The following is a 26389-nucleotide window of genomic DNA, read 5'->3' on the forward strand; positions in this document are numbered from 1 at the left end:
CCGATGAAAGTAATCAACAAGATCAAAAATTTCTTTATAGCACTTTATCACCTTTTTATTGCTGCCGGAAAAGGTTTTGTAGAAGATCGGGTAACTAAATTAAGTGCTTCACTTGCCTATTACACCATTTTTTCGCTTACGCCACTAATTATTATCCTACTTTCGGCAGCCACTTTATTTTTTGGCGACGCAAGAAACCAAAAAACAAGAGTTCAGTTCTATGGTCAGGTTACCGAAATGGTTGGCAAAGATGCAGCCGCACAAATTCAGGGTTTTGTAGAACATGCCAATAAATCGGGGCAATCTACCATTGGTTTAATCATCGGTATAGGTACACTGATCATCGGATCTACGGCCATTTTTATCGAAATACAAGACAGCATCAACATGATCTGGAAAGTTAAGGCAGTACCTAAAAAAGGCTGGCTAAAAATGCTTTCTAACCGGTTATTGTCTTTTTCTTTAATTGTATCCATGGGCTTTTTATTGCTGGTATCGCTGGTGGTTAATAGTATAGTGGTGGGTTTGGGTTCCAAATTGGGCAACTTGCTTTCACAAAGTGAAATAGATGAAGTTATTCCGGTTGCAAATGACACCATGGCCTTATTGATTTATATTTTGAATAATGTAATTACCCTGGCTGCAGTAACGGCCGTTTTTGCGGTTATTTTTAAGGTCTTGCCCGATGTGATCATCCGTTGGAAATCTGCCATCATCGGTGCTTTATTTACGGCTATCCTCTTCAGTTTAGGTAAATACCTGATTGGGATTTATATCGAAAAAGGCAATCCAGGTTCTGCCTTTGGTGCTGCCAGTTCCATCATCGTTATTTTATTGTGGATTTATTATACCTCGATTATCCTCTACTTCGGTGCTGAATTTACACAAGCCTATGCCGAAAAATATGATAATGGCATCGTCCCTAGTAAATATGCCGTATTTACAAAAATCACCATTGTAGAAAAAAAGGTAGATGTATTGCCTCCTCAGCATCCGGAGAATACGGTAAATGCACCTAAAGAATAATTACCAGCATAGTCGTCATCCTGAACTTGTTTCAGGATCTTTAAAAAAAACGGTTATCGCTATCAAATGCAGTTCTCAAAAAAGCTAAATAATTGATTAATAAAAACCTAAAAGATCTCTCCCCGCCTGTTCGCACAGTCGCTCCATTCGGTCGAGATGATGTTTTTTTATTAGAATTATTCAATGGATAGCGGAGCCATTAACTAAAGGAAGTCAAGTTTTTTTAAAAAAAACTTGACTTCCTGCATCTTATCATTAATTTATTTGTATAAAATCAATTAATGACAGATAAATTTTATTAGTTAATATTCCTCAAGATATCATCATTCCCAACTTGATCCAATAACCACCGGATGGGAACCCCGAAGTGCTTATGAATGCCACTGATAAAAGCAAACCCTTATGAATAATCTTGATACAATCGCTTTAAGATTCCCGCATTCGCGAGAATGACGACCGCACTAGTGGAGTCTGTCAATGGTAACGTAGCCGAAAGATCTTTCGCTTAAGCCACTTCTTCTGTAATCACTTTAGGTTCTTCGGTTACCTCATCCTTCTCTATCCTCAGATTACGAATAATATGCTGCTGCCTGTCTGGCGTGTTTTTTCCCATATAATATTCTAACAGGCTTTTAATGGTTTGATCTTTTAAAATAACAGGATCTAATCTGATGTCTTTTCCAATAAACAAACCGAATTCATCCGGAGAAATTTCACCCAGTCCTTTAAATCGGGTTATTTCTGGTTTATTGCCCAGTTTTGCAATGGCGTTTTTGCGTTCTTCATCACTGTAACAATAAATGGTCTCTTTTTTATTCCGAACCCTGAAAAGCGGTGTCTGCAAAATATAAACATGACCTGCTTTTACCAGATCAGGGAAAAATTGCAGGAAAAAAGTCATCATGAGCAAACGGATGTGCATGCCATCCACGTCGGCATCAGTAGCAATCACGATATTGTTATAATGCAAGCCATCCAAACCATCTTCAATATTTAAAGCGTGCTGTAGCAGGTTAAATTCTTCATTTTCGTACACCACCTTTTTGGTCAGCTCGTAACAGTTAAGCGGTTTCCCTTTCAAACTAAATACCGCCTGGGTATCTACATCTCGCGATTTGGTAATCGAACCCGATGCCGAATCACCTTCTGTAATAAACAAGGTGGTTTCATATCGTTTCTCGTGCGTAGTATTAAAATGAACCTTACAATCGCGCAATTTTTTATTGTGTAAAGAGGCTTTTTTAGCCCTGTCGTTGGCTAGTTTTTTAATGCCTGCAATATCCTTACGCTCCCGCTCCGATTGCATAATCCTTTTTAACAAGGCATCGGCAACATCAGGGTTTTTGTGCAGATAATCATCCAGTTCTTTTTTAACAAAATCGTTAATGAAAGTAGCTACAGATGGTCCTTCCGGCCCCATATTCTGCGAACCCAGTTTAGTTTTGGTCTGCGATTCGAAAACAGGTTCCTGTACACGTACAGAAATGGCTGCAATAATGGATGAACGCACATCAGCAGCATCAAACTCCTTTTTGAAAAACTCGCGAATAGTTTTCACCACCGCTGCTCTAAAAGCTGCCTGATGGGTTCCACCTTGGGTAGTATGCTGGCCATTCACGAAAGAGTGGTAATCCTCACCATATTGCTGCCCATGGGTCATGGCAATTTCGATATCAGGTCCAATCATGTGGATAATCGGATATCTGATTTCCTCGGGTTTATTAAATTTAGAAAGCAGGTCGTAAAGGCCTCTTTCTGAAAAATATTTCTGGTTATTAAAATTTATCGTTAAACCTGTATTTAAGAAAACATAGTTCCAAACCATGCTTTCCACAAAATCTGGTATATAATGATAATTCCTGAAAATCGTTTCGTCTGGATAAAAAGTAATGGCGGTGCCGTTACGTTGCGTGGTATCGATTACTGGATTTTCGGTTACAATCTCACCTTTAGAAAACTCTACTTTTTTAGTTTTTCCATCGCGGTACGATTGAACGGTAAAACTGGTCGACAATGCATTTACTGCTTTTGTACCTACACCATTTAAACCTACCGATTTCTGGAAAGCATTGCTATCATATTTACCACCGGTATTGATTTTGCTTACACAATCAATTACTTTGCCCAATGGAATACCCCGGCCATAATCGCGAACATTTACTTTTTGCTCAGATAGTGTAATTTCGATGGTTTTTCCGGTCCCCATTACAAACTCATCGATAGAGTTATCTACAATTTCCTTTAACAAAACATAAATACCATCATCCTGTGCAGAGCCATCACCAAGTTTACCGATATACATACCCGGGCGTAACCTGATGTGCTCTTTCCAATCCAATGAGCGTATACTGTCGTCGTTATAAATTACTTCTGCCATAATGTGTTCATCTGTTCTTCAATGAAAAACCCTGCATTTTTTTTGATTTGCAAAGTGATGAAGAATTTGTAGAAATAACCCTGATGATTGAAATAAAAATATTTTCAAATAAGTTCCTCAGAATTATTATACAATAATAGATTTATTCTGTGAGGCAAACAAAAGAAAATTTCAACATAAGGATGGAAGAAGTATATTCTCGTTCAATAGTTCATTCGTTATTCGTTAAATAGTTGGTTGATCGCTTAATGATTGACATTTCATGTTTTGACGGTCAATAGTAAGAAGGTTGATCATTTATGTTTTTATATATTCAATTGGTTATTAACCATGAACCAATAAACAAATCACATCGAAAATATTTCAGCTTTAAAACATGCTGGCATTTCGCAATGATGCCTGGGAAAACTGTCCGTTCACTAACGCACTAATGACCAGTGAATCAAAAAACCATAAACCATCATTCATCTACATCTTTACATAATTTCCCTATCTTCATCCTTTTATTTAATATCCTTATTAATGCAACCGAAAAAACAGCTTTCGCTATTCGATTTATCCATGATTGTGGTGAGTTTAGTTATTGGAATGGGTGTTTTCCGTACACCTGTAAATGTAGCTGCGAAAGCTCAAATTCCCGAATTGTTTTACCTGGCCTGGTTTATCGGCGGTTTTGTAGCTTTTTGCGGGGCATTAACTTATGCCGAAATCGGATCTCGCTTTCCGGTAACCGGCGGCTATTACAAAATCTTCTCGGTGGCTTACCATCCTTCCATTGCCTTTGCCATTAACTGCATTGTGATTATTTCAAGCGCGGCATCTGTAGCGGCGATATCTATTATTGGAGCAGAGTACCTGAGCAAGATTATTTTGCCACCAGCTATACAAACCGAAACGTCAAGGGTGGCTATAGCCATCACTACTATTCTGGTATTCTATTTAATTAATTTGCTAGGTTTAAAAGCAAGTGCAAAAACGCAAAATATATTAACGGTAATTAAAATCGGGATGATTTTAACGTTGATCTGTGCGGTATTTTTTGGCGGACAAACAGAAAGTGTTACGCCCGTTTTTAAAACAGCCCCGGGTGCTTTACCAACCTGGTCTGATTATGGAAAAGCTTTAGGCCTATGTTTAATTGCTGTTTCATTTTCTTACGCAGGTTATGCACAAACCATAAACTTTGGTGGCGAAGTTAAAGAAGCCAAAAAAGTAATTCCACGTTCCATTATTATTGGTTTAACCATTATTGTGATTCTCTACCTTGTCATCAATTATGTTTATGTAAAGGTAATTGGTTTCGAAGAGTTAAAATCGGCAGAAAGTATAGCGGCGATATTAGCTTCAAAAATATTTGGCCCGGCAGGATTTAGTGCACTTTCTGTCATCATATTTTTCTCGGTAATGGGTTATGTAAATGTAAACCTGTTGAGCAACCCAAGGGCCATGTTTGCCATGGGCGAAGAAGGTGCCCTGCCAAAAATATTTAGCAGGATGAATAAAAAAACAGGAGTAATTTCCATTAGCTTAACAGCTTTTACCTTGGTTGCGGTAGTAATTATTTTCTATGCCAAAACCTTCGATAAAATTTTAAACTATACCATTTTCCTGGAAAGCATTAGTATGGCCAGTTCGGCAGCCACAATTTTTATTCTTCGAAAAAGAACAGCGCATCTTGATAAAAAAAACATCTATACTGTTCCTTTATATCCTATATTGCCTATCATATTTATTGCTGCTTATACTTTTGTTGCCTTCAGCATTTACGCTGATGATCAAAATGCAGCACTTAATGGTTTATACATTTTTGCTGGCTTTCTGGCGATTTATTTTGTGAGCAGCTGGTTTAAGAAAAAAAAGTTTTAATATTTTGACTTGAAAAGCAGTTACATTGCTGGTCGGTTTCGATAGTCCCGCCATACGCTACAATCTTTTTGTCATTGTCATCCTGAGCCTGTCGAAGGAGCTACAAAAAGTATTTCTGCTACTGTCGGGTTTAAGATAGAAAGGCAGACCTAAGTAAAATAAACCTGATTGGAATGAACATGAAGCGCAACGAAATAAAATGGAAAGCAGGACTGATCTGACCTATAAACACAGAAACCCGCTTTTCAAAAAATAAAGATTTTAATTTTAAAATTTTAATGAACAAAACACTCTCCTTAAAACAAGAAATTGCTTACGCTGCCGGTATGATTGGCTGGAGCACGATGACCAACATTATCATCGTCATGCTTCCCTATTTCTACCTTCCCCCAAGTAACGCTGGCTTACCACCTTTGGTACCACAGCTTGTTTTATTGGGTGCCTTTAACATCCTTTCTATCATTGCTGCCTCGGGCAGGTTGGTAGATGCCATTTACGATCCTTTCATCGCCTCAAGAAGCGATGCAAGCACCAATAAAAACGGCCGCAGAATGCCTTTTATGAAATGGGCTATTGTACCGGCCATGATTTTCTGCGGACTGGTTTTTTATCCCATCCAAAAAACAGAAAGCTTGCATAACGCCTGGTGGCTCACCATTACCCTTTGTTTGTTTTTTATATCGGTTACCACCTATATTATTCCCTACAATGCTTTACTGGCCGAAGTAACCAATACACCGAGACAAAAAGTTAAACTATCCAGTTACCAGCAGGTAGGCTTCGTTATCGGCATTATTTTATCGGCCTGTACCAACAACTTTGCCGATCTGGTTGAGGCTAATTTTCATTTGGATAACCGCAGCGAAGCCATTCAGGCGGCTATATGGGGTTTGTGTATCCTATCCGGATTGGTGATGTTATTACCGGTTTTTTTCATCAACGAAAAAGAATTTACGGTAGCCAAACCTACGCACGTTCCGTTATGGCCGGCTATAAAAAACACATTTAAAAACAGTAATTTTAAATACTACCTGATATCTGATTTTGCCTTTTATACTGCACTAAGTATTATATCAAGTGGTTTATTATTCTTTTGTACGGTTTTATTGGGTTTGCCAGAATCAGAAGGTGGCAAATTTATGGGTGCGATGGTAATAGCTTCCTTGTTATTTTATCCACTGGTAAATTTTGGTTCTGTTAAAATTGGTAAAAAGCCTTTCGTATTGCTTGCCTTTGGCGTTTTGTGCTTAATTTTCGTTACTATTTTCTTTTTAGGTAAACTACCAATTGGGCCATATACACAAATATATATTCTGGTATTATCAGCCTCTTTTCCATTGGCAGCACTTGGCATTTTACCTACTGCGATTTTAGCCGATATTGCCCAAAAAGACACTTTAAAAACAGGCGAAAACCACGAAGGTATGTTCTTCGCTGTAAAATATCTTTTTGTAAAACTTGGTCAAACCCTGGGGATTGCCATTTTCGCTATGCTTACCATTTATGGTAAAGATCCGGGTAATGATTATGGATTAAGGTTAAATGGTGTGGTAGGTTTCGGGCTTTGCTTAATAGCGCTGTTGTTTTTCAGCAGATTTAAAGAGGAGAAATAATTTTAAGAAAAGCAAAGACCCCTCTTTAGAATATCCAGATTTTTATGAAAAGCAATTTCTGTGCATCTTGGGTCACTGTAGTACCCGCCCTTAGTTAAATCCCGATAAGGTAACCTTCTGAGTTAAACGCTCGCTATTCGGGATAATGCTGTCGGTCGCCTGCCTGCAACGCCCAGGGGTTTATTTTACTCATCGCAGTAGCCATATTTCAAACGCCTAAAAACTGCTTCTAAGCAAGATGTTTTTTCCAATCGGCAGAGACTGGGAATGAGCGGCAGAAGGATAATTACCTATTATCAAAAAGATAGCTTCACAACTATACAAGTTCCTTCTAAAGTTTAAAATAACAAAATCAAGGCTTAAAAACAGGTAAAAAAACATCAACGGAGCAATGTTGATGTTCATCGCTCCGCTAATGTTTCCATTTATAATTAGCCTAATATCCAGGACTTTGTTTCAATGTACCTTTACTTCTGTCAATCTGATCTTGAGGTAAAGGAAAATGATCATCCCTGGCTTCAATGGTAATTCCATTTAAGTAGTTAAAGTATCCACCTTCAAAAGCAAAATAGCTCTCAAGCGTTTGTTTGGCTACTCCCCAACGCACAAGGTCGAAAAACCGGTGGCCTTCCAATGCCAATTCCAACCTGCGTTCGAAACGTACCGCATTTCTGGCATAAGTATCATCCGGAAATGCCAGGTACTGACTAACTTTATATGCAGCTGCTGGTGTTCCGTTTACCGTTTGTGGCGTTATTTTAGATGCACGTGCCCTTACTGCATTTACAAGAGTTAATGCCCTGTTTAGATCTCCTTTTTCTACCGCACATTCTGCTGCCATTAAATAAACATCACCTAAACGAATTAAATTCACATTTAATCCACTTACGTTGGTAGAGCCAGGCGCTGTTCCGCTAGTTAGCTGAGCAATATCGATGGTATTTTTAACTCCAATAAAGGGACCCCCATTACTGGAATCGCGAATCCAGGTATCGCCTTCCATTAAACCCCAATCACGGTAAGGAACGCCCCTTCTTCCTATTGTAGATTCAATCCTAGGATCTAGCGGTAAAGTTTTATCTACCATATAATTATCCTTGGCTGCTCCAGTCAGTCCTAGATCAGATTTATATGGATTATCTCTATAGCTACCATCCAATAATGGTAAACCTAAAGCATTAACTTTAAAAGAGTTGGCTAAATCAATAGAAGGCTGAAAAAAGCCGCAACAGTTAATTGGTGCATTACCATATGGAAAATTAAGCATATCGCCCACGTTTCCATTTTCCCCTCCTGTTCCGTCTGTTCCAACCGAATGTTGAACAGACATAATCGTTTCCGGACCGTCCTCTTTGGTAATATCGAAGTTATCACCATAAGGCATTGTCGTGAGATCTGGTTTTGCCAAAATTACGGCATTCAACAAATCGTAAGCTTCAGAATATTTCTTTTGATATAAAAATACTTTTCCAAGATAAGCCTGTGCAGCATATTTATCAACTCTTCCTTTTTGGTTTTTAGGTTTTGTGGTACTCAAATTGGCTACAGCAAACTGAAGATCATCTACAATGTTTGGATAAATATCCTTATCATTTGGAACAAAAGCACCATTGCTAGTTTCTGTAACATAAGGTACTGATTTAAATACGCGTACTAAAAAGAAATAATAATGCGCACGCAGCAATCTGGCTTCGCCCTGAATTTCTTTTGCACGGGCATCGCTAAATTTAGCAGAACCTACACCGGCCTGCAAACTGGCCAAAACTCTGAGTGTACTGTTACAGCGCTGGATTCCTTCAAAACAACGGTCCCAAAGATTTGATAAATTATCATTCGTACTGGTTGGAGAATGCTGTTCAATGGCATTCATTGGTGGCTGATCGCCCGTGCTACTTCCTTTATGTGCATTGTCTGAAGCTACTTCGCCAAATAACCACTGGCTTGGTGCTGCGCCGTAATTGCCCCAGGTACCATTTACATTGCCATTTAACAGGCCATATGCACCTATCAAAAGCCCTTCAACTCCATCCTGGCTCATTAGCTGCTCTTCCGAGAGTTGGCCTTGAGGCTGAACTGCCAAAAATTCCTTCTTGCATGAAAATGTAATACAAATTAATAAGGACAGAAGAATATATTTTATGTGTTTCATCTTGATATCTTTTAATAATTAAAATCCAACATTAATACCGATTAAAAATTGACGGGGCGACGGGTAAACACCTTGATCTACTCCCGGAGCAGTAAAAGTATCTACGATCTGACTAATCTCGGGATCCAGGCCTGTGTATTTTGTAATGGTAAATAAGTTACTCGCACTAACATATACTCTCAATTTATTGATACCAGAATTTTGACCAAAAGCTTTAGCCGTTGGGATAGAATAGCCAATTTGTAAATTTTTCAACCTCAAAAAGCTTCCTTTTTGGATGTAATAGCTTGAAGAAGCAAACTCCAGATCTGAAGCTCCTGCATAAGAAGACGGGATCAGACTGGAGGTATTGGTTGGGCTCCATGCATTAAGTAACCTTACACTTTTCGCACCATCAAAGGAAGGGAAATCGGTAAAATAACGTGTGGCTTCAAAAATGTCATTTCCCTGTACACCATATAGGAAAGCAGAAATATCGAAGTTTTTGTAAGATGCATTTAAGTTTATACCATAGGTAAAATCAGGATTCGGATCTCCAATGATGGTACGGTCTTTCGGATCAATAATACCATCACCGTTAACATCCTGATAACGTAAACCGCCAACCCTTGCACCTGAATAAGAAGGATTATTTTGAATATCAGCTGTACTCTGATAAATTCCTGCTGTTTTATATCCAAAAAATGAGCCAAGAGGTGAACCTTCCTGTAATACACTGGTTTGTAGACTCCTGTAATTACCATATACCTGATTAAAAATACCAGGTGCCAGCTTTACAATCTTATTTTCATTTTTCGAGAAGTTTAAACCAATATCAAATTTAAAAGGGCTATCGGCATTTCTTCCATAATGATAAGCTACATTAAATTCAATCCCTTTATTGCTCATATCGCCAATATTTACGAAAGGCGAACTCCCTAAACCAACTACACTTGATGGTAAAGGCACAGGGTAAAGCATATCAGTTGTTTTTTTGTTATACCAATCAACCGATCCATCAACGGCTCCACCTAATAAGGTAAAATCAAGACCAATATTTAGCGATTTTACTGCTTCCCATTTTATATCAGGGTTTTGATAAGCATTTTGGCGCACACCTGTAGTAAGGCCATTGCCACCACCAACAGCATAGGCTGAGTTTACAATAGAACTTTCGTACCTATTCATGTAATTATATGGCGGTATCCGCTGGTTACCGGTTTCGCCGTATCCGGCACGAAGTTTTAAATCGGTAAGCCATTTAACACTTTTCATAAATTCCTCTTCAGATACTCGCCATCCCGCACTAACCGCTGGGAAATTACCATATTTATTAGCTGCTCCAAAGTTAGATGAACCATCCCGGCGGATAGTAACACTAGCCAGGTAGCGATCTTTAAACGAATAATCGAGTTTACCAAATACGGAGAATAATGATCCTACAGCTCCTGTACTAGAGTTGCTAATGTTTGAAGAACCAGTAGTTAGGTAATAATAATCAGGATTACCTAAGAGAAAGAAATCATTCCGGCCTCCATTTAATTGTCTGGATCTCGATCTAATTGCCTCGGTACCGATTAATGCATTTATTTTGTGTTCTTCGTTGAATACTTTACTATAATTTAAGGTATTTGTCCAGGTCCATTCTGTATTATATCCTTGATACTCATTTAAATTATTTGAGTTATTACCCTCAGAAAATTCGAGGTTTGGATAACGCATAGATAAACCATTATAATTTTCATAACGTATGCCAAAATTAGTTTTTAATACTAACCCGGGAATGATATCACCTTCGCCAAAAATATTACCAAAAAAGAAATTGTTTCTATTAATATTATCTTTTGCTCTATATAGAAACGCAAGCGGGTTTTCTGCATTACCTAACTGACTACCACGACTACCCGCAAAGTTTCCGGCAATATCATAAACAGGAATAATTGTAGGGATCCTGTATGCCCAGCCTAAAGCACTTCCTTGGTCCTGGTATCCACCGGGAGTATTCGGATTAACCCCAAATCCGTAACCTTCGGTATAACTATATTGGGCATTCTCTCCAAAACGTACACGTTTATTAAACGCAGATATACCGGTATTGGATCTAAAACTATAACGTTTAAAATCCGTATACTTTATCGTTCCTTTTTGATTCAGATATCCGGCGCTAACTGCATAAGTCGCATTTTCTCCGCCACCTGAAGCACTAAGCTGATAATTTTGAACCGGCGCAGCCTCCGTAATTTCCCTAAACCAATTGGTACCTTCTTTATTGGCCCTAGTAATTTGATAAAATAAATTTGGATCACGGCTGTAATTATATTTGGCAGGGTCTGCGTCTGCAGCCGTAACGTCCTGACCAAGTTTTAAACCTGCCACTAAATATTCGGGTAATACAGGCGTAGAACCTGTACCATAGTTTTTACCGGCAGCAATTGGTTTACCCGCATTGGTGTATCCATCAAATACATACTGTGCATATTGCTGAGGATTCATCATTTCAGGAAAGCTGCTTCGTCTTGGCACTTGTGTGCCATAGTAAGAATCAAGTGTAATTTTTGGCGCACCAGATATCCCTTTTTTTGTAGTAATAATAACCACACCATTATTTGCCCGCGCCCCATAAATAGATGCTGAAGAAGCATCTTTTAATACCTGCATGCTTTCAATATCATTTTGGTTGAGCCAGGATAACTTTCCTTCAAAAGGTACACCATCAATCACATAAAGCGGGTCGTTATTATTAATGGTACTGTTCCCTCTGATTCTAATTTGTGGTGTAGAGCCCGGGGCACCGTCATTTACAATCTGTACCCCTGTAGCTTTACCTTGAAGCGCCTCTATAGCACTTGCGGCAGGTTGGGCTTTGAGTAAATCCATACTTACTACCGCAACGGCACCGGTTAAGTCTTTTTTCCTTTGAGCTGAATAACCGGTTACCACCACTTCGGTTAAATTATTGTTTTCGGCCTGTAAAACAACAGTAATATTGGTTTGTGAGCCCACTGTTACTTCTTTACCCCCATATCCTATAAAAGAAATCACTAATACATCACCAGGTTTTGCGCTTAAAGAAAATGTGCCGTTAGTGTCTGTGGTGGTGCCACCAGTCCCGTTCTTAATTTTGATTGTTGCACCAACAACAGGTAATTTGTCATCACTTGCAATAACTTTACCAGTGATTTTTGTCTGGGCCATTGCACCAAGTGCAAATAACATCCCCAAACACAAGAGAAGAAACCCTCTCCTGATACAGAATAAATTTTGTTTCATAGGTTTATATTGATTAGTTAATAATGCGTAATTATACTCCGATGCATTTTAGCCTGACAAGCCAAACAGCACCAGTTTATTTCAATCAGTTTATGATGAAGTATGTATTAGGTGGTTTTGCCTGGTTGCACGATTTTTAAAAAAAAGACAGGCATGAAAGAAGAATGGATTTCTCCTGTGAGTAAGTAGTTTTTTTCTCATAAGTAGTTGGTTAGACAGGTTTTTTTAGTTATTTTAATTTATAGTTTACATAATGGTTTATTCAAAGTAACTAGTTCATTAGTGTAAAGTATACACTTAATTAAAAATAAAGATACATATAAAAATAATTATACTACAAATTATGCATTTATAAAATACTAATTAAAAATAATAGCAAGTAACAGTACCATCAGACATGTGTTTATCACGGTGATTGAGATCAGATTTATAAGAAAATATGTTAGTCGTACATTTTTTTGTATCTTTGCCGCCGAAGCAGGAATAAGGGCTTGCCATTCTGAATGGCATATTCTCTCCGCAAGTTAGTCCTTCAACAAATGATTGTTCTAGCTTCTTCAATAAATATTATACAAAAACATACATGTTATTCAAAGAATTAAACCTCATTGAGCCTATTTTAAAGGCCCTTGAGACCGAAGGTTATACACAACCCACACCCATACAGGAGCGATCCATTCCAACCATACTAAAAGGCAAAGATTTACTAGGCTGCGCACAAACCGGTACCGGAAAAACAGCTGCCTTTGCCATCCCAATGCTGCAATTACTGCACGAAAAACACATCAATACCAAAGCCAACAAAAACATTAAAGCCTTGGTTTTAACGCCAACGCGCGAACTGGCCATACAAATTGAGGATAGTTTCAAAGCTTACGGAAGCAATTTAAATTTGCGTCGTTTGGTAATTTTTGGCGGCGTAAATCAACACTCACAGGTAGAAGCCCTGAGGAAAGGTGTTGATATTTTAGTGGCAACACCAGGCCGTTTATTAGACTTGATGAACCAGGGCTTCATCAGTTTAAATACCATCGAACTTTTCGTATTAGATGAAGCGGACCGTATGCTTGATATGGGCTTTATTCACGATGTGAAAAAAGTAGTAGCTAAATTACCAGCTAAACGCCAGACTTTATTTTTCTCGGCAACCATGCCAGATGAAATTCAAAAATTGGCCAATACCATTTTATCTAGTCCGACGAAAGTAGAGGTTACCCCTATTTCTTCTACAGCAGAAACCATTGTTCAGTCTGTTTATTTTGTAGATAAACCAGATAAAAAGAAATTATTGATCCATCTTCTGGAAGATAAAAATATCCAGACCGCCCTGGTTTTTACCCGTACCAAACATGGTGCAGACCGGATTGTGAAGGATTTAGCCCATGCCGGGATCAAAGCTGCCGCGATCCATGGTAATAAATCGCAAAATGCAAGACAAAGGGCATTAACTGATTTTAAAGACAGAAAAATCCGTGTTTTGGTTGCTACCGATATTGCTGCACGTGGTATTGATATTGATCAGCTATCACATGTTTTCAATTTCGAATTGCCGAATATTCCTGAATCTTATGTTCACCGGATTGGCCGTACAGGCCGCGCAGGCGCAAATGGTATTGCCATTTCGTTCTGTGATGCTGAAGAGAACGAGTACTTATTGGATATTCAGAAACTGATTAAAATTACATTGCCAGTGGTAGATGACCACCCTTACCCTTTAAGCTGGGAAAGTATGTTAGCTAAAAACCAGGTTAAACGCAAACCACAGGCGCAATCGAAAGGTGGAAGCGGTGCTAAAAAAGGTGATGGCAACATGAGCGGCAAACCACGTAATGCAAGCAATAACAGGAGATTTGGTGGAAACAGGAAAAGAGGAGAAAGATAATCCTGGTCGTCATTCTGAACTTGTTTCAGAATCCATTTTGCAAAGATGCTGAAATAAATTCAGCATGACGTATTGCGGGAATGACGAAACCTTTATCAAACAAAAAACCCGATCTGCAAAACGCAAATCGGGTTTTTATATTTCTAGCTCAGGCAAGCGAAAGTAAAGCTTTCAGCTTTACTCTTTTAGCTTTGGACTCCTTAAACCACTACATTAATAATCTTTCCTTTAACAAAAATGATTTTTTTAGTTGGCTTTCCATCTAAAAATTTCTGGAATTGCTCATCTGCCAATAAAATGTTTTCTACCTCTGGCTGTGCTAAAGTTAAGCTCAAATTCAGGTTCATTTTCATTTTACCATTAATGGAAACCGGATAAGCAAACTCATCTTCTACTAGATACTCCGGATTGAATGTTGGGAAAGCTGTATAGGATAAAGTTCCGGCTTCGTTACCCAATAATACCCAAAGCTCTTCGCAGATATGTGGTGCGTAAGGCGAAAGGATAATCACCATATCTTTCAAAATCTGGCGGTTTTTACATTTCAGATCCGTTAATTCATTTACCGCAATCATAAAACTTGATACAGAAGTATTGAATGAGAAACGCTCGATATCGTCCTGCACCTTTTTAATGATTTTGTGTAATGATTTCAATTCTGCCTTAGTCGGCTCAATATCAGAAACGGTGAATTCCCATGCCTCGTTGTGGAATAATCTCCAGAATTTACGTAAGAATTTAAATACGCCTTCAATACCATTCGTGTTCCAGGGCTTGCTCTGTTCCAACGGACCTAAGAACATTTCGTACATGCGTAAAGTATCAGCACCGTAACGTTCAATCAAATCATCTGGATTAACCACGTTGAATTTTGATTTCGACATTTTTTCTACTTCAACGCCGCAAATGTATTTTCCGCCTTCCAAAATAAATTCGGCATTAGCATACTCTTCTCTCCACGCTTTGAATTTTGTCAGGTCTAAAGTATCGTTTTCAACAATATTCACATCAACGTGCAATGCAGAGGTTTTATATTCTTTTCTTAAGCCAGCAGATACATAAGTATTGGTTGGTTTTCCGTTTTCGTCGTTAACACGGTAAACAAAGTTACTTCTTCCCTGAATCATGCCCTGGTTGATCAGTTTTTTGAAAGGCTCTTCTTCTTTGGTGTAACCCAAATCTTTCAAAAATTTGTTCCAGAAACGGCTGTACAATAAATGGCCGGTGGCATGTTCAGAACCACCAATGTACAAATCCACATCTTTCCAATATTCTACCGCTTCTTTTGAGGCAAAATCGCTATCGTTATTTGCATCCATATAACGGTACCAGTACCAGCTGCTTCCTGCCCAACCTGGCATGGTACTTAATTCATAATGTCCGCCATCTTTTGGCAACCAGTTTTCAGCTCTCGCCAATGGCGGTTCTCCGGTATCAGTCGGTAAATATTTATCAATTTCAGGAAGCAACAATGGCAATTCTTCTTCTTTTACCAAATAAGGCAATCCATCTTTAAAATAAACCGGAATCGGCTCACCCCAATAACGCTGGCGACCAAAAATCGCATCACGCTGACGGAAGTTTACCTTCGCCCTGCCAGCACCACGTTCTTCCAGCCAATTATTCAAAAAAGCAACAGCCTCTTTATATTCCATTCCGTTAATGAAACCAGAGTTGATGTATTTTCCTTCTTTTGTTGGGTCTGCCTGTATATCAATATCTTTCTGTGCATCTAAAATCTGCACAATTGGCAAATTAAAATGTGTAGCAAATAACCAGTCGCGTTGATCGCCGCTAGGAACACCCATTACTGCACCTGTTCCATAGCCTGCCAATACGTAATCGGCAATCCAAAGTTGCACGCGCTCGCCACTTACCGGATTAACTACATATGTACCCGTAAAAGCACCAGATACCGTTTTGGTATCGGCCATACGGTCTAATTCTGATTTCTTTTTGGTTAAAGCAATATAATCTTCAACAGCTTGTTTTTGTTCAGGAGTGGTCAATTCGGCCACCCATTCGTGTTCCGGAGCCAATACCAGGTATGAGACACCAAAAATAGTATCCACACGCGTGGTGAAAACCTCAATATATTTTTCAGTTTTCGGTGCTAAGTTTTCAGTTTCTTCAACTGCCAACTGCAAACTGTCGACTGCAAACTTTACAGATGCCCCTACACTTCTACCGATCCAATTGCGTTGCATTTCTTTAATCGGCTCTGGCCAATCGATCGTATCCAAACCTTGTAAAAGGCGATCGGAGTAGGCTGTAATGCGCATGCTCCACTGCATCATTTTCTTTTGCTCAACCGGGAAACCGCCACGCTCAGAAAAACCGTCTTTCACTTCATCATTCGCTAAAACTGTTCCCAATGCCGGACACCAGTTTACCGTACTCTCGCGAAGATAGGTTAAGCGGTATTTTAGTAATTCGATCTGTCTTTCTTCTTCGGTAAAGGTTGCCCAGTCACTTGGCAAAAACACCCTGGTATCTTCATCACAAACCGCTTTTACATCGGCTGTGCCGGAAGCATTAAATTTTTCGATCAGTGTGCTAATATCTTCGGCCCTATCATTTTCGATATTGTACCAGGAGTTGAACAACTGCATAAAAATCCATTGCGTCCATTTATAATACGATGGCTCACTGGTACGTACTTCTCTGCTCCAATCGAAAGAAAAACCAATCTGGTCTAACTGACGGCGATAGGTCGCAATATTAGCCTCAGTAGTAATGGCTGGATGTTGCCCCGTTTGTATGGCGTATTGCTCTGCTGGTAACCCGAAAGAATCGTATCCCATGGGGTGCAATACGTTAAAGCCTTTTAGGCGTTTATATCTTGAAAAAATATCTGATGCAATGTAACCCAGCGGGTGCCCAACGTGTAAGCCTGCTCCTGATGGGTAAGGGAACATATCTAACACATAATATTTTGGTTTCTCAGAATTGCTTTCGGCTTTAAACGTTTGATGATCTGCCCAAAATTTTTGCCACTTTTGTTCTATTTCTTTGAATTGGTAATCCATTGCAAGTTTTAAATTTTTAAAGGGGCGAAAATACGGAAATTAAGGGGCTTTAAAAAGTAGATTCAGGATAATATTTTGACGATAGATGCGCAGAATGAGAATAAGTTAAGGCTAAAATCCAGACTTTTTGTGTGTAATCAGATGTTTCTATTTAACTATCGGAGCAGATAAGTGAAATCTTAATTATGTTTTGTGTCAATTGGTAATAACTGACACCATAGTTAAACTGATCTATGTGTGCCCTAATCTAGCAGTTTCATGCAAAATAATCTTCGTTTAGCGTCGGTTGTTACCAACCGACGCCACAAAAAAGCGCCATTGATCTTAAAACCAATGGCGCAGCAAATAATCGGGGGATTAAGTTCTTATCTTGATAAAGAATATACTTTAGTTACGTTTGTTTTATCAATTTTAGCGGTAAACTCTAATTTGTTTGCCGTAATACTGTTTATCTTACAATAATTTAAACCATCGTTAATATCCATGCTAAACTGATCAGAATATATGATCACATAAGTTCCGATGGTTCTGTTACCTGATAAACTCAACTCTACCTGGTCATCATCATTTGGCTTAAAGTCAATATAATCACTTGTGGTACCATAGTTTACTGTGCCGTTTATCTTTTTTGGGTCTTTTAATGTTTCTTCAGCAGTGTAGCCAGAAGTTACAATCTTATTTAAGGTCCACTTACCTAACATTTGCGCTTTTAAAGATGTACTGTCTTTTTTGCACGACATAAAAGTTGAAGCGATAAGTAAGAATAGGCTCAGCGCGGTAATTTGTCTTTTCATAGTTAAATTTAGTTTTAAGATATCCATAATTAACGCCGTTTTAACAAATTTCGTACCGCCTTTAGAAAAAGAATCAGATTTGCACAAGAATTTAATCTCCAAACTAAAAGCCAATCGCTTACGTTAGTATTCATTTAGCAATCATTAATTGGTGTTTATCAGGTATAATTTATATTTTCGCAGAAACAAAAATGAAATACATGGAAGAATTCGAAGTAAGTGATGCATCTAAAAAAACCAAAACCGTTTATATCTCTACTATCATTAGTATTGCATTGGTTTTATTAATGCTGGGGCTACTTGGTTTAGTACTTGTACATGCCAAAAACCTCTCTAACTACGTTAAGGAAAACATTGTTTTAAACATTATTGTCGATGAAGGTGCAAAAGAAGCCGATGTTTTGGCTTTCCAAAAAGAGCTCAACGCCAATCCGGCAGTAAAGCAGACTCAATATGTTAATAAAGAACTCGCGGCCAGAAATTTAACCCAGGATTTAGGTGAGGATTTTGTTAATTTCTTAGGTTACAATCCCCTAACTTCTACCTTCGATGTATACTTAAAAGCAGAATATGCAAACAATAAAAGTATCGATGCCTTAAAAACCAGTATTTCTAAAAACCCTGTAGTTAAAGAAGTGGTTTATCAAAGTTCTTTAATTGATATGGTAAACAAAAATATCAACACCATAGGTTTAATTATTTTAGCCTTTGCGGCACTACTATTAATTATTTCTATAGCACTGATTAACAATACGATAAGGTTGGCAATTTACTCACAGCGTTTTTTAATTAAAAGTATGCAGCTGGTTGGTGCAACGAAAAACTTTATTCGACGTCCTTTCTTATTGTATGCGGCCTTACATGGCTTAATTGCTGCATTTATAGCCATTATTATTTTATTGGCCACTTTAATTTATGCCCGCAAAGAGGTACCTGAAATTATTATTTTAAATAATTATCAGGAATTTGGCTTTGTGTTTATAGGCCTTTTAATTGTGGGTATTTTTATAACAGGCATTAGCACATGGTTTGCAGTAAGCAGATATTTACGTTTAAAATCTTATCATCTTTATAGATAATGGCAGAAAAAAAAACAGGTCCGGTGGTAAAGGACGTTAAAAGCGAATTGGTTTTCACCAAAAAAAACTATCAGTTATTGTTAATCAGCATTGCAATCGTAGCAGTTGGTTTTATCCTGATGATGGGCACCACTGGTGATATTTATGATTTCAGAAGAACTTTGCTGGCGCCATTGGTGGTATTAGCTGGTTTTGCTTTTGGTATTTATGCCATTTTAAAAAAATAAATTTATCCGATTAGGATCATATTAAAATGCTTAATTAATTGGTTGAGCGTTTTTTTTATTTCCTTTCTTTCCTAAAAAATATGAACGCTTTTGAAGCTATTGTCCTTGCCATTGTTGAAGGATTAACTGAATTTTTACCAGTATCAAGCACTGGCCACATGATCATTGCTTCATCGTTTATGGGCATTGCATCAGAACCATTTGTAAAACTTTTCACCATTGTAATCCAACTCGGTGCAATACTCTCTGTTGTTGTACTTTATTTTAAACGATTCTTTAAATCAATAAACTTCTATATTAAATTGCTTGTGGCCTTTATTCCGGCAGCGGTATTCGGTTTGTTATTGAGTAAAAAAATCGACGAATTATTAGAAAGCCCTATGGCTGTTGGTATCTCTTTACTCGTTGGTGGTATTATCTTATTGTTTGTAGACAAATGGTTTAATAAACCAACAATCGAGGAAGAAGAGCAAATAACCTATTTAACAGCGCTTAAGATCGGCTTTTTCCAGTGTATTGCCATGTTACCAGGCGTATCCCGTTCTGGTGCAACTATTGTGGGTGGCATGAGTCAGAAATTAAGCAGAAAAATAGCTGCAGAATTTTCATTTTTCCTGGCAGTGCCAACGATGTTTGCAGCAACTGCCAAAAAACTGTACGATTTTTACAAGGAAGGGCATACCATTACCCACGATCAAACCAATATGTTGATTATTGGAAATGTTGTTGCATTTATTGTGGCACTCCTGGCGATAAAAAGTTTCATCGGATACCTGAACAAGCATGGTTTCAAAGTTTTTGGATGGTACAGAATAGCTGCAGGCCTTATCATTATTATCCTGTTGCTGAGCGGCCACAACTTACAGATCATATAATTCATTTAAATATTTTAATCACAGATAAAATAGACACATACAGGTAATATCATCCGTGTTTATCTGAGTACATCTGCGGTTAAAAAAACTTAGGCAAACCGCATTGAATCCTTATCTTTGCGCAAAAAAGATTTGTGAGTACCGAAAATTCAAAATTCAAAGATTTCAATTTTGCTGAAGGCGAATTGCTTTTAATCAACAAGCCATACAAATGGACTTCATTTGACGTGGTTGGCAAAATCCGTAATTCTTTAAAACCGCTAAAACTAAAGGTTGGCCACGCGGGCACTTTAGATCCTCTTGCTACGGGACTGTTGATTATCTGTACCGGTAAACTGACTAAGCAGATTGATACTTTTCAGGCTGAGGAAAAAGAATATACCGGCACCATGATTTTAGGAGCTACTACCCCATCATTCGATATGGAAACGGAGGTTGATGAAACATTCGAAATCAGCCACATTACCGAAGAAGAAATTTATGCGGCCTGCAAACCATTTATTGGAGATATAGAACAATATCCACCTGCCCACTCTGCAGTAAAGGTAAATGGCGAACGTTTATATGTAAAAGCAAGATTAGGCGAAGAGGTTGAGTTAAGGAAACGTTTTGTCAGTGTTCCGGAATTTGAAATTACCCGAATCGAACTGCCAGAAATCGATTTCAGGATTGTATGTAGCAAAGGCACTTACATCCGTTCATTAATATCCGATTTTGGTAAAACGCTAAACAATGGTGCTTATCTTTCTAAACTTACCCGTACCCGAAGCGGAAACTTTTTACTAAAAGATGCATTTGAGGTATTAGATCTTGTTAGTTATATTCGCAGTAAGAAAGAAGAAGCTAAAACTGAAGCAGGAGTATGAACCATATCAAAAACAGGCATACCAGGTTAATAAAAGAAATTCTTTTAATTATAGCAGGTGTAACTTCGGCATGTTTTGGGTTAAAAAGCTTTTTAATGCCCAGCCACTTTATTGATGGCGGCGTTACCGGCATCTCCCTGTTAGTAAGCACCTTAACAGGGTGGAATTTATCTTACCTTATCGCCATCATCAACATTCCGTTTGTTATTTTAGGTTATAGGCAGATTGGTAAGGGCTTTGCCTTTAAAACTGCTATTGCCATTGCCGCACTCTCACTCGCACTAATTATCCTGCCCTTTCAGCCCATAACACACGATAAGTTACTGATTGCATTTTTTGGGGGTTTGTTTTTAGGTGGCGGAATCGGGTTGGCCATGCGCGGTGGCTGTGTAATTGATGGCACAGAAGTTTTAGCACTCTATATCAGTAAAAACAGCATTTTAACCGTCGGGAATATTATCCTGATTTTAAATATCATTATTTTCGCTTTCGCTGCTTATTTCTTAAACATCGAAACTGCACTTTATGCCATTCTAACCTATTTATCCGCCTCAAGCACTATCGATTTTATCGTAAATGGATTAGAGCAGTATACAGGCGTAACGGTAATTTCAGACCATCAGGAAGCCATAAAAACGTTCATTATTAACGAAATGAAACGTGGTGTAACCATTTATAAAGGCGAAGGTGGCTACGGAGAAAAAAAAGATATCGATATTATTTTTACCGTTGTGACCAAACTAGAGATGAGCAAACTACAAACGGCTATCAGGCAGATTGATCCGGATGCCTTTGTAATCCAACAACAGATTGCAGATTTAAAAGGCGGGGTGGTAAAACGCCATGCTTTACATTAATAACAGAAATTTGGGCATTCCCCTAAGCTATGCGAAGGGTCGGGATGGAAGCGATATCCCTTATGCAAAACCCACACCAATAAAATAGATTTTACCATTGAAGATATACAATAACCTTTCGGATTTTAAAAAATTAGATAATGCCATTGTTACGATTGGCACTTTTGATGGTGTGCATTTCGGACATCAAAAAATCATCAAACAACTGGTGCAAAAGGCGAAGGCAGATAACGGAGAAAGTGTTATATTAACTTTTTTCCCGCATCCGAGAATGATTATCGATCCTGAAAACCAGGATTTGAAAATGATTAACACTATTAATGAAAAAGCAGCAATTTTAAAGGGTTTAGGTGTAGATCATCTGATTATTACCCCATTTACCCGTGATTTTTCCAACCAGCTGCCAGAAGATTATATTAAAAATATCCTGGTTGATCATATAGGTACCAAACACATTATTATTGGCTATGATCATCGTTTTGGTAAAGACCGCTCTGGCAATTTAAACGTTTTAAAAGCTGCCGGCATACATTTCGGTTTTACCGTTGAAGAAATTATGGAACAGGATATTCATGATGTGGCAGTAAGTTCAACCAAGATCCGCGAGGCACTTTTGGCCGGTGATGTTGGGTTGGCTAACGATTACCTCGGCTACCCTTTTTCTATTTTTGGCAGGGTAATTAAAGGCGATAAAATAGGCAGAACGATTGGCTTCCCAACAGCAAATATCTTCGTAGAAGAAACTTATAAACTAATCCCAAGCGATGGTATTTATGCCGTTACTGTTGAAATGAGTCCTGAATTTAATGAAGAATTGGGATCGACAAGCGGACATCCGACTTCGGACTCCGGACTCCTGACTTATAAAGGTATGGCCTATATCGGGCAACGACCAACCATTAATGGGATGACACGAAATATTGAGGTTAATATTTTTGATTTTAACCAGGAAATTTATGGACAGGATATTAAGATGAATTTCCTGAAATTTCTTCGTCACGATGTAAAATTTACCGGATTAGAAGCACTGACCGTTCAATTGCAAAAAGATAAAGAAGCTACTCTAGCATATTTTAGCAGCTAGTCTTTTAGCGGATATAAGGTTAAATCAGCAATAAATTTAAAATCTCTTATATTATAGGAAAACAACTTTAGTTTGGTTTCAAGAGCTGTAGCGGCAATCAATGCGTCAGCTAAGGCGAGTCCGTGACTTAATTTATAGTCTTGTATTAAACTAATTGCAGTTAAGTTTATCCTTTCATTAATTAATATAATACTAAATCTGCTTAGCTTTTTATTGATAATATAAAGATCAGGCTTATTTGTCGCCCCAAACAGCAATTAAATTTTAGTAATGGATGAAATGATAATATTATCTAAGCCGATATCTCTTTCAAGAAGAGTAGCAGTAGATGCGCTACGGCTGTTATTTTTATCAAAATAATCTATCAATACATCCGTATCACAAATTATTTTCTCCGTTGCCATGCAATTTCTCTAAGTTGTTTAGCGCTTAAATTCTTATTGGTAAATACATCATGTAGTTCGGAAATATCTATTGATTTATCGCCCGCTATTATTGGAATACCATTGATATCTCCACGACTTTCTATCACGGCCTTAGCGTTCTGATCGGCAATAGAAAAATTCAGATATTTACCTAATTCTCTCAATGCTGCTAAAGTTTTATTACTCTTATATTTAATGGTCACTTCTTTCATTGGATCTAGATTTTCAATATCTTTTAAAACCTGCTCTATACAAATTTACTGAATATTTCCCTTTCAAAAAAGCCTTATTTTCGTTATATTAGCAGCAATGAGGCTTTTTTACATCATTTTCTTTCTATCTATCTCCACTAATTTTGCGGTCTTCGCATTGCATGATCAAAGAAATAATGCCTCATTAAAAAATACTAAAATCAGTTTTATTTCCTGTAAAAAAATCACCAAAAACCATTTCGATTTCAATCAGGATAACGAAAGCCTGCAAAAAGATTTGATTAATGTTTCCGTTGTCAAAATATCTTCGAACGCTTTTTTACTGATCAGTCTTTTACTATTCCTTCTTTTTAAGAACAAAAACATCAATACCAAAGTTGTAATCAAAAGATTAAAGTATAATTATTGGTGTTTGTTTAAGATGCTCTATCCGAAACACGTGTTTTGGTAGGTAATTTTATCTTATTAAATTTTAATACTGTCGGGATGTACATGATGTCCGGAGATAGATTATTTACATCATTAATCATTTTTTATAGATGCACTTACCTGATTTAATAGCCGATTTAGGCTTAATACTTGCTGCCGCAGGCATAACCACACTTATATTTAAAAAAATTAAGCAGCCCCTTGTTTTGGGCTATATATTGGCCGGCTTATTGGTTGGCTCACATTTAGATTTTTTCCCATCTGTTACCGATACCAAAAGCATCAACATTTGGGGCGAAATTGGGGTTATTTTCCTTTTATTTAGCTTAGGGCTGGAATTTAGTTTTAAAAAACTGTTTAAAGTTGGAGGTTCAGCTTCTATTACTGCCATTGTAAAAGTTTTATTTATCATCCTGGCCGGCTATCTCGTAGGGAAAGCCATGGGCTGGAAAGATATGGACAGCCTCTTTTTGGGTGGAATCCTATCCATCTCATCAACCATGATTACCATTAAGGCTTTTGAAGAACTAGGCTTAAAACACAAAAAATTTGCAGGCTTAGTATTTGGAGTATTAATCGTTGAAGATTTAGTGGCCATCCTTCTCCTGGTATTGTTCTCTACACTCGCAGTTAGTCAGCAATCGGCTGGTACAGAAATGCTATACTCCATCCTTAAACTGGCTTTCTTTTTAGTACTTTGGTTCTTAGGCGGAATATTCGTAGTTCCTTCTTTTCTCAAAGCAACCAAAAAATTAATGAATGATGAAACCATGTTGGTGGTATCATTGGCTTTGTGTTTGGTAATGGTTTTACTGGCTGATAAAGTTGGTTTCTCTCCTGCCCTTGGTGCATTTATTATGGGTTCCATTTTAGCCGAAACTACACAGGCCGAGCGGATAGAACATTTAACCAAATCAGTAAAAGACTTATTCGCTGCGGTATTTTTTGTTTCAGTTGGTATGCTGATTGATCCTGCTATGCTGGTTAAATATGCTGTTCCTATTTTGGTCGCTACTGTGGTTATCATTTTCGGAAAAATCATTTTTACCATTTTAGGTGCATTATTGTCCGGACAGCCATTAAAAACTTCAGTACAATCGGGTATGAGTTTGGCACAAATTGGTGAGTTTTCATTCATCATTGCCTCATTGGGATTAACCCTAAAAGTAACCAGCGATTTTCTTTATCCTATCGCGGTAGCAGCAGCTGCAGTTACAACATTTACCTCCCCCTATTTAATTAAGCTCTCCGAACCTTTTTATCAGTATCTGAACCGAATTTTACCAAAAAAATGGCTTGATGGTATCGAAAGATATAGCTCGGGTACCGAAGGGATTACCACTTTAAGCGATTGGAAGGTTTTATTGCGGTCGTATATCTTTAATACGATTATCCACTCAGTAATTATCATTGCGATAATCTTTTTGGCGTACCGTTATGTACAACCGTTTATTATGAACAACATTGCCAACAGTTTAGCTTCCATTATCATTAGCGTGGTCGTATCTTTTATACTGATGTCGCCATTTTTATGGGCCTTATCTATCCGAAGGATCCAACGTACAGCATATGCTCACCTCTGGTTGAACAAAAAATATACCCGTGGACCATTGATTGCGATCGAATTTTTCAGGATTGCATTGGGGATTTTCTTTGTGGGATTTTTGATGTACGAGTTTTTTGATACCTGGGTGGCCGCAGTGATTGCACTTGGATTGATCGTATTGGGCATGGTAATCTTCTCAAGAAAACTTCAATCATTTTATGATAAGCTGGAAAGAAGATTCATGTTGAACTTAAATGCTAGAGAAAATCAGAAGCCGGATATTTTACCCTGGGATACCCACTTAACAGAGCTCAGGGTTTCTCCTGAATCGGAGGTAGTTGGTAAAACATTGACGGAATTAATGATCAGGGAAAAATATGGGGTAAATATTGCTTTAATAGAACGGGGAAGAAACAACATTCCAACTCCGGGAAGAGATGAACGACTTTATCCGAATGATAAGTTATTGCTGATCGGTGCCGATGATCAATTAGCTGCGGTTAAAGCACTTTTAGAAATTGATACGCCTGAAATTGCAGAAGAAGACAACTTCCCGAATAAGGAAATGACGCTGCAAAAAGTAGTTGTTCATGCCGAATCGCCTGTTTATGGCTTGAGTATCAGAAATGCCGGTATCCGCGAAAAAGCACAGGCTTTAATTGTGGGTATTGAAAGAGGGGCCAACCGCATCTTAAACCCATCGTCAGATTTTGTATTCGATAAGGGTGATGTAATCTGGATTGTAGGGAACAATAAGAAAATTAAAGAGGTTATATAGATTAGTCAGGAGTCATTAGTCCGAAG

The 26389-nt window shown here is 38.0% G+C and carries 18 protein-coding genes; 11 read left to right on the plus strand and 7 right to left on the minus strand.

Annotation, left to right across the window (positions count from 1 at the left end; genetic code table 11):
- The first annotated feature begins 3 nt into the window (after window positions 1-3).
- Window positions 4-1026, plus strand: a complete 1023-nt coding sequence (locus tag BLR60_RS08895) for a YihY/virulence factor BrkB family protein (protein ID WP_090498900.1) — start codon at window positions 4-6, stop codon at window positions 1024-1026.
- Window positions 1027-1531: 505 nt separating this feature from the next.
- Here BLR60_RS08895 and BLR60_RS08900 read toward each other — a convergent pair.
- Window positions 1532-3403, minus strand: a complete 1872-nt coding sequence (locus BLR60_RS08900; protein ID WP_090498902.1) for a DNA topoisomerase IV subunit B — start codon at window positions 3401-3403, stop codon at window positions 1532-1534.
- 522 nt (window positions 3404-3925) lie between these two features.
- On the opposite strand from BLR60_RS08900, the gene BLR60_RS08905 reads away from it, so the two are divergent.
- Both BLR60_RS08905 and BLR60_RS08910 read left to right on the plus strand, forming a co-directional pair.
- The gene (locus tag BLR60_RS08905; protein WP_090498904.1) at window positions 3926-5269 is read left to right on the plus strand and encodes an APC family permease; all 1344 of its coding nucleotides are present in this window, start codon (window positions 3926-3928) and stop codon (window positions 5267-5269) included.
- A gap of 278 nt (window positions 5270-5547) precedes the next feature.
- On the plus strand, window positions 5548-6882 hold the full coding sequence (locus BLR60_RS08910) for an MFS transporter (RefSeq protein WP_090498906.1): 1335 nt from the start codon (window positions 5548-5550) through the stop codon (window positions 6880-6882).
- Between the two features lie 436 nt (window positions 6883-7318).
- Here BLR60_RS08910 and BLR60_RS08915 read toward each other — a convergent pair whose 3' ends face one another.
- Window positions 7319-9031 (minus strand): RagB/SusD family nutrient uptake outer membrane protein, encoded by a 1713-nt coding sequence (locus BLR60_RS08915; protein ID WP_090498908.1) that lies wholly within the window; start codon window positions 9029-9031, stop codon window positions 7319-7321.
- A gap of 18 nt (window positions 9032-9049) precedes the next feature.
- A complete protein-coding gene (locus BLR60_RS08920; protein WP_090498910.1) occupies window positions 9050-12280 on the minus strand; it encodes a SusC/RagA family TonB-linked outer membrane protein in 3231 nt (1076 codons plus the stop codon).
- Window positions 12281-12863: 583 nt separating this feature from the next.
- Between BLR60_RS08920 and BLR60_RS08925 the strand changes: the two genes are divergently transcribed.
- On the plus strand, window positions 12864-14162 hold the full coding sequence (locus BLR60_RS08925; protein WP_090498912.1) for a DEAD/DEAH box helicase: 1299 nt from the start codon (window positions 12864-12866) through the stop codon (window positions 14160-14162).
- A gap of 200 nt (window positions 14163-14362) precedes the next feature.
- Here the strand turns inward: BLR60_RS08925 and leuS are convergent, their stop codons facing one another.
- Together leuS and BLR60_RS08935 are read right to left on the minus strand one after the other, a co-directional pair.
- Window positions 14363-17191 carry a leucine--tRNA ligase gene (leuS, locus tag BLR60_RS08930; RefSeq protein WP_090498913.1) on the minus strand — a complete coding sequence of 943 codons (2829 nt, stop codon included), beginning with the start codon at window positions 17189-17191 and terminating at the stop codon, window positions 14363-14365.
- Between the two features lie 365 nt (window positions 17192-17556).
- A complete protein-coding gene (locus tag BLR60_RS08935) occupies window positions 17557-17985 on the minus strand; it encodes a hypothetical protein (protein WP_143009050.1) in 429 nt (142 codons plus the stop codon).
- Window positions 17986-18185: 200 nt separating this feature from the next.
- Here BLR60_RS08935 and BLR60_RS08940 point away from each other — a divergent pair, with 200 nt between their 5' ends.
- The 6 genes from BLR60_RS08940 (at window position 18186) to BLR60_RS08965 (ending at window position 22973) form a co-directional block, all read left to right on the plus strand.
- Entirely contained in the window at window positions 18186-19064 is an 879-nt protein-coding gene (locus tag BLR60_RS08940) for a cell division protein FtsX (protein ID WP_090499014.1), read from the plus strand.
- Entirely contained in the window at window positions 19064-19291 is a 228-nt protein-coding gene (locus tag BLR60_RS08945; protein ID WP_090498916.1) for a DUF3098 domain-containing protein, read from the plus strand. The genes BLR60_RS08940 and BLR60_RS08945 overlap by 1 nt, the downstream gene beginning before the upstream one ends.
- A gap of 80 nt (window positions 19292-19371) precedes the next feature.
- Entirely contained in the window at window positions 19372-20166 is a 795-nt protein-coding gene (locus BLR60_RS08950) for an undecaprenyl-diphosphate phosphatase (RefSeq protein ID WP_090498918.1), read from the plus strand.
- A gap of 134 nt (window positions 20167-20300) precedes the next feature.
- The gene (gene truB, locus BLR60_RS08955; RefSeq protein ID WP_090498920.1) at window positions 20301-21032 is read left to right on the plus strand and encodes a tRNA pseudouridine(55) synthase TruB; all 732 of its coding nucleotides are present in this window, start codon (window positions 20301-20303) and stop codon (window positions 21030-21032) included.
- Window positions 21029-21889 (plus strand): YitT family protein, encoded by an 861-nt coding sequence (locus tag BLR60_RS08960; RefSeq protein ID WP_090498923.1) that lies wholly within the window; start codon window positions 21029-21031, stop codon window positions 21887-21889. Before truB ends, BLR60_RS08960 begins: the two co-directional genes overlap by 4 nt.
- A gap of 97 nt (window positions 21890-21986) precedes the next feature.
- A complete protein-coding gene (locus BLR60_RS08965) occupies window positions 21987-22973 on the plus strand; it encodes a bifunctional riboflavin kinase/FAD synthetase (RefSeq protein WP_090498925.1) in 987 nt (328 codons plus the stop codon).
- Here BLR60_RS08965 and BLR60_RS25435 read toward each other — a convergent pair.
- Window positions 22970-23230, minus strand: coding sequence for a PIN domain-containing protein (locus BLR60_RS25435; protein WP_090498927.1), 261 nt, complete (start codon window positions 23228-23230; stop codon window positions 22970-22972). The genes BLR60_RS08965 and BLR60_RS25435 overlap by 4 nt on opposite strands.
- Before the next feature lie 128 nt (window positions 23231-23358).
- Window positions 23359-23610, minus strand: coding sequence for a hypothetical protein (locus BLR60_RS08975; RefSeq protein ID WP_090498929.1), 252 nt, complete (start codon window positions 23608-23610; stop codon window positions 23359-23361).
- 539 nt (window positions 23611-24149) lie between these two features.
- On the opposite strand from BLR60_RS08975, the gene BLR60_RS08985 reads away from it, so the two are divergent.
- The gene (locus tag BLR60_RS08985; protein WP_090498933.1) at window positions 24150-26363 is read left to right on the plus strand and encodes a cation:proton antiporter domain-containing protein; all 2214 of its coding nucleotides are present in this window, start codon (window positions 24150-24152) and stop codon (window positions 26361-26363) included.
- Window positions 26364-26389: the final 26 nt, after the last annotated feature.

Source organism: Pedobacter terrae (assembly GCF_900100705.1).
GTDB classification, from domain to species: Bacteria; Bacteroidota; Bacteroidia; order Sphingobacteriales; family Sphingobacteriaceae; genus Pedobacter; species Pedobacter terrae.

Coding starts and splice junctions, on each gene's coding strand:
- BLR60_RS08895 (WP_090498900.1), top strand. CDS start 4: ATGAAAGTAATCAACAAGATCAAAAATTTCTTTATAGCACTTTATCAC.
- BLR60_RS08900 (WP_090498902.1), bottom strand. CDS start 3,403: ATGGCAGAAGTAATTTATAACGACGACAGTATACGCTCATTGGATTGG.
- BLR60_RS08905 (WP_090498904.1), top strand. CDS start 3,926: ATGCAACCGAAAAAACAGCTTTCGCTATTCGATTTATCCATGATTGTG.
- BLR60_RS08910 (WP_090498906.1), top strand. CDS start 5,548: ATGAACAAAACACTCTCCTTAAAACAAGAAATTGCTTACGCTGCCGGT.
- BLR60_RS08915 (WP_090498908.1), bottom strand. CDS start 9,031: ATGAAACACATAAAATATATTCTTCTGTCCTTATTAATTTGTATTACA.
- BLR60_RS08920 (WP_090498910.1), bottom strand. CDS start 12,280: ATGAAACAAAATTTATTCTGTATCAGGAGAGGGTTTCTTCTCTTGTGT.
- BLR60_RS08925 (WP_090498912.1), top strand. CDS start 12,864: ATGTTATTCAAAGAATTAAACCTCATTGAGCCTATTTTAAAGGCCCTT.
- leuS (WP_090498913.1), bottom strand. CDS start 17,191: ATGGATTACCAATTCAAAGAAATAGAACAAAAGTGGCAAAAATTTTGG.
- BLR60_RS08935 (WP_143009050.1), bottom strand. CDS start 17,985: ATGAAAAGACAAATTACCGCGCTGAGCCTATTCTTACTTATCGCTTCA.
- BLR60_RS08940 (WP_090499014.1), top strand. CDS start 18,186: ATGGAAGAATTCGAAGTAAGTGATGCATCTAAAAAAACCAAAACCGTT.
- BLR60_RS08945 (WP_090498916.1), top strand. CDS start 19,064: ATGGCAGAAAAAAAAACAGGTCCGGTGGTAAAGGACGTTAAAAGCGAA.
- BLR60_RS08950 (WP_090498918.1), top strand. CDS start 19,372: ATGAACGCTTTTGAAGCTATTGTCCTTGCCATTGTTGAAGGATTAACT.
- BLR60_RS08960 (WP_090498923.1), top strand. CDS start 21,029: ATGAACCATATCAAAAACAGGCATACCAGGTTAATAAAAGAAATTCTT.
- BLR60_RS08975 (WP_090498929.1), bottom strand. CDS start 23,610: ATGAAAGAAGTGACCATTAAATATAAGAGTAATAAAACTTTAGCAGCA.
- BLR60_RS08985 (WP_090498933.1), top strand. CDS start 24,150: ATGCACTTACCTGATTTAATAGCCGATTTAGGCTTAATACTTGCTGCC.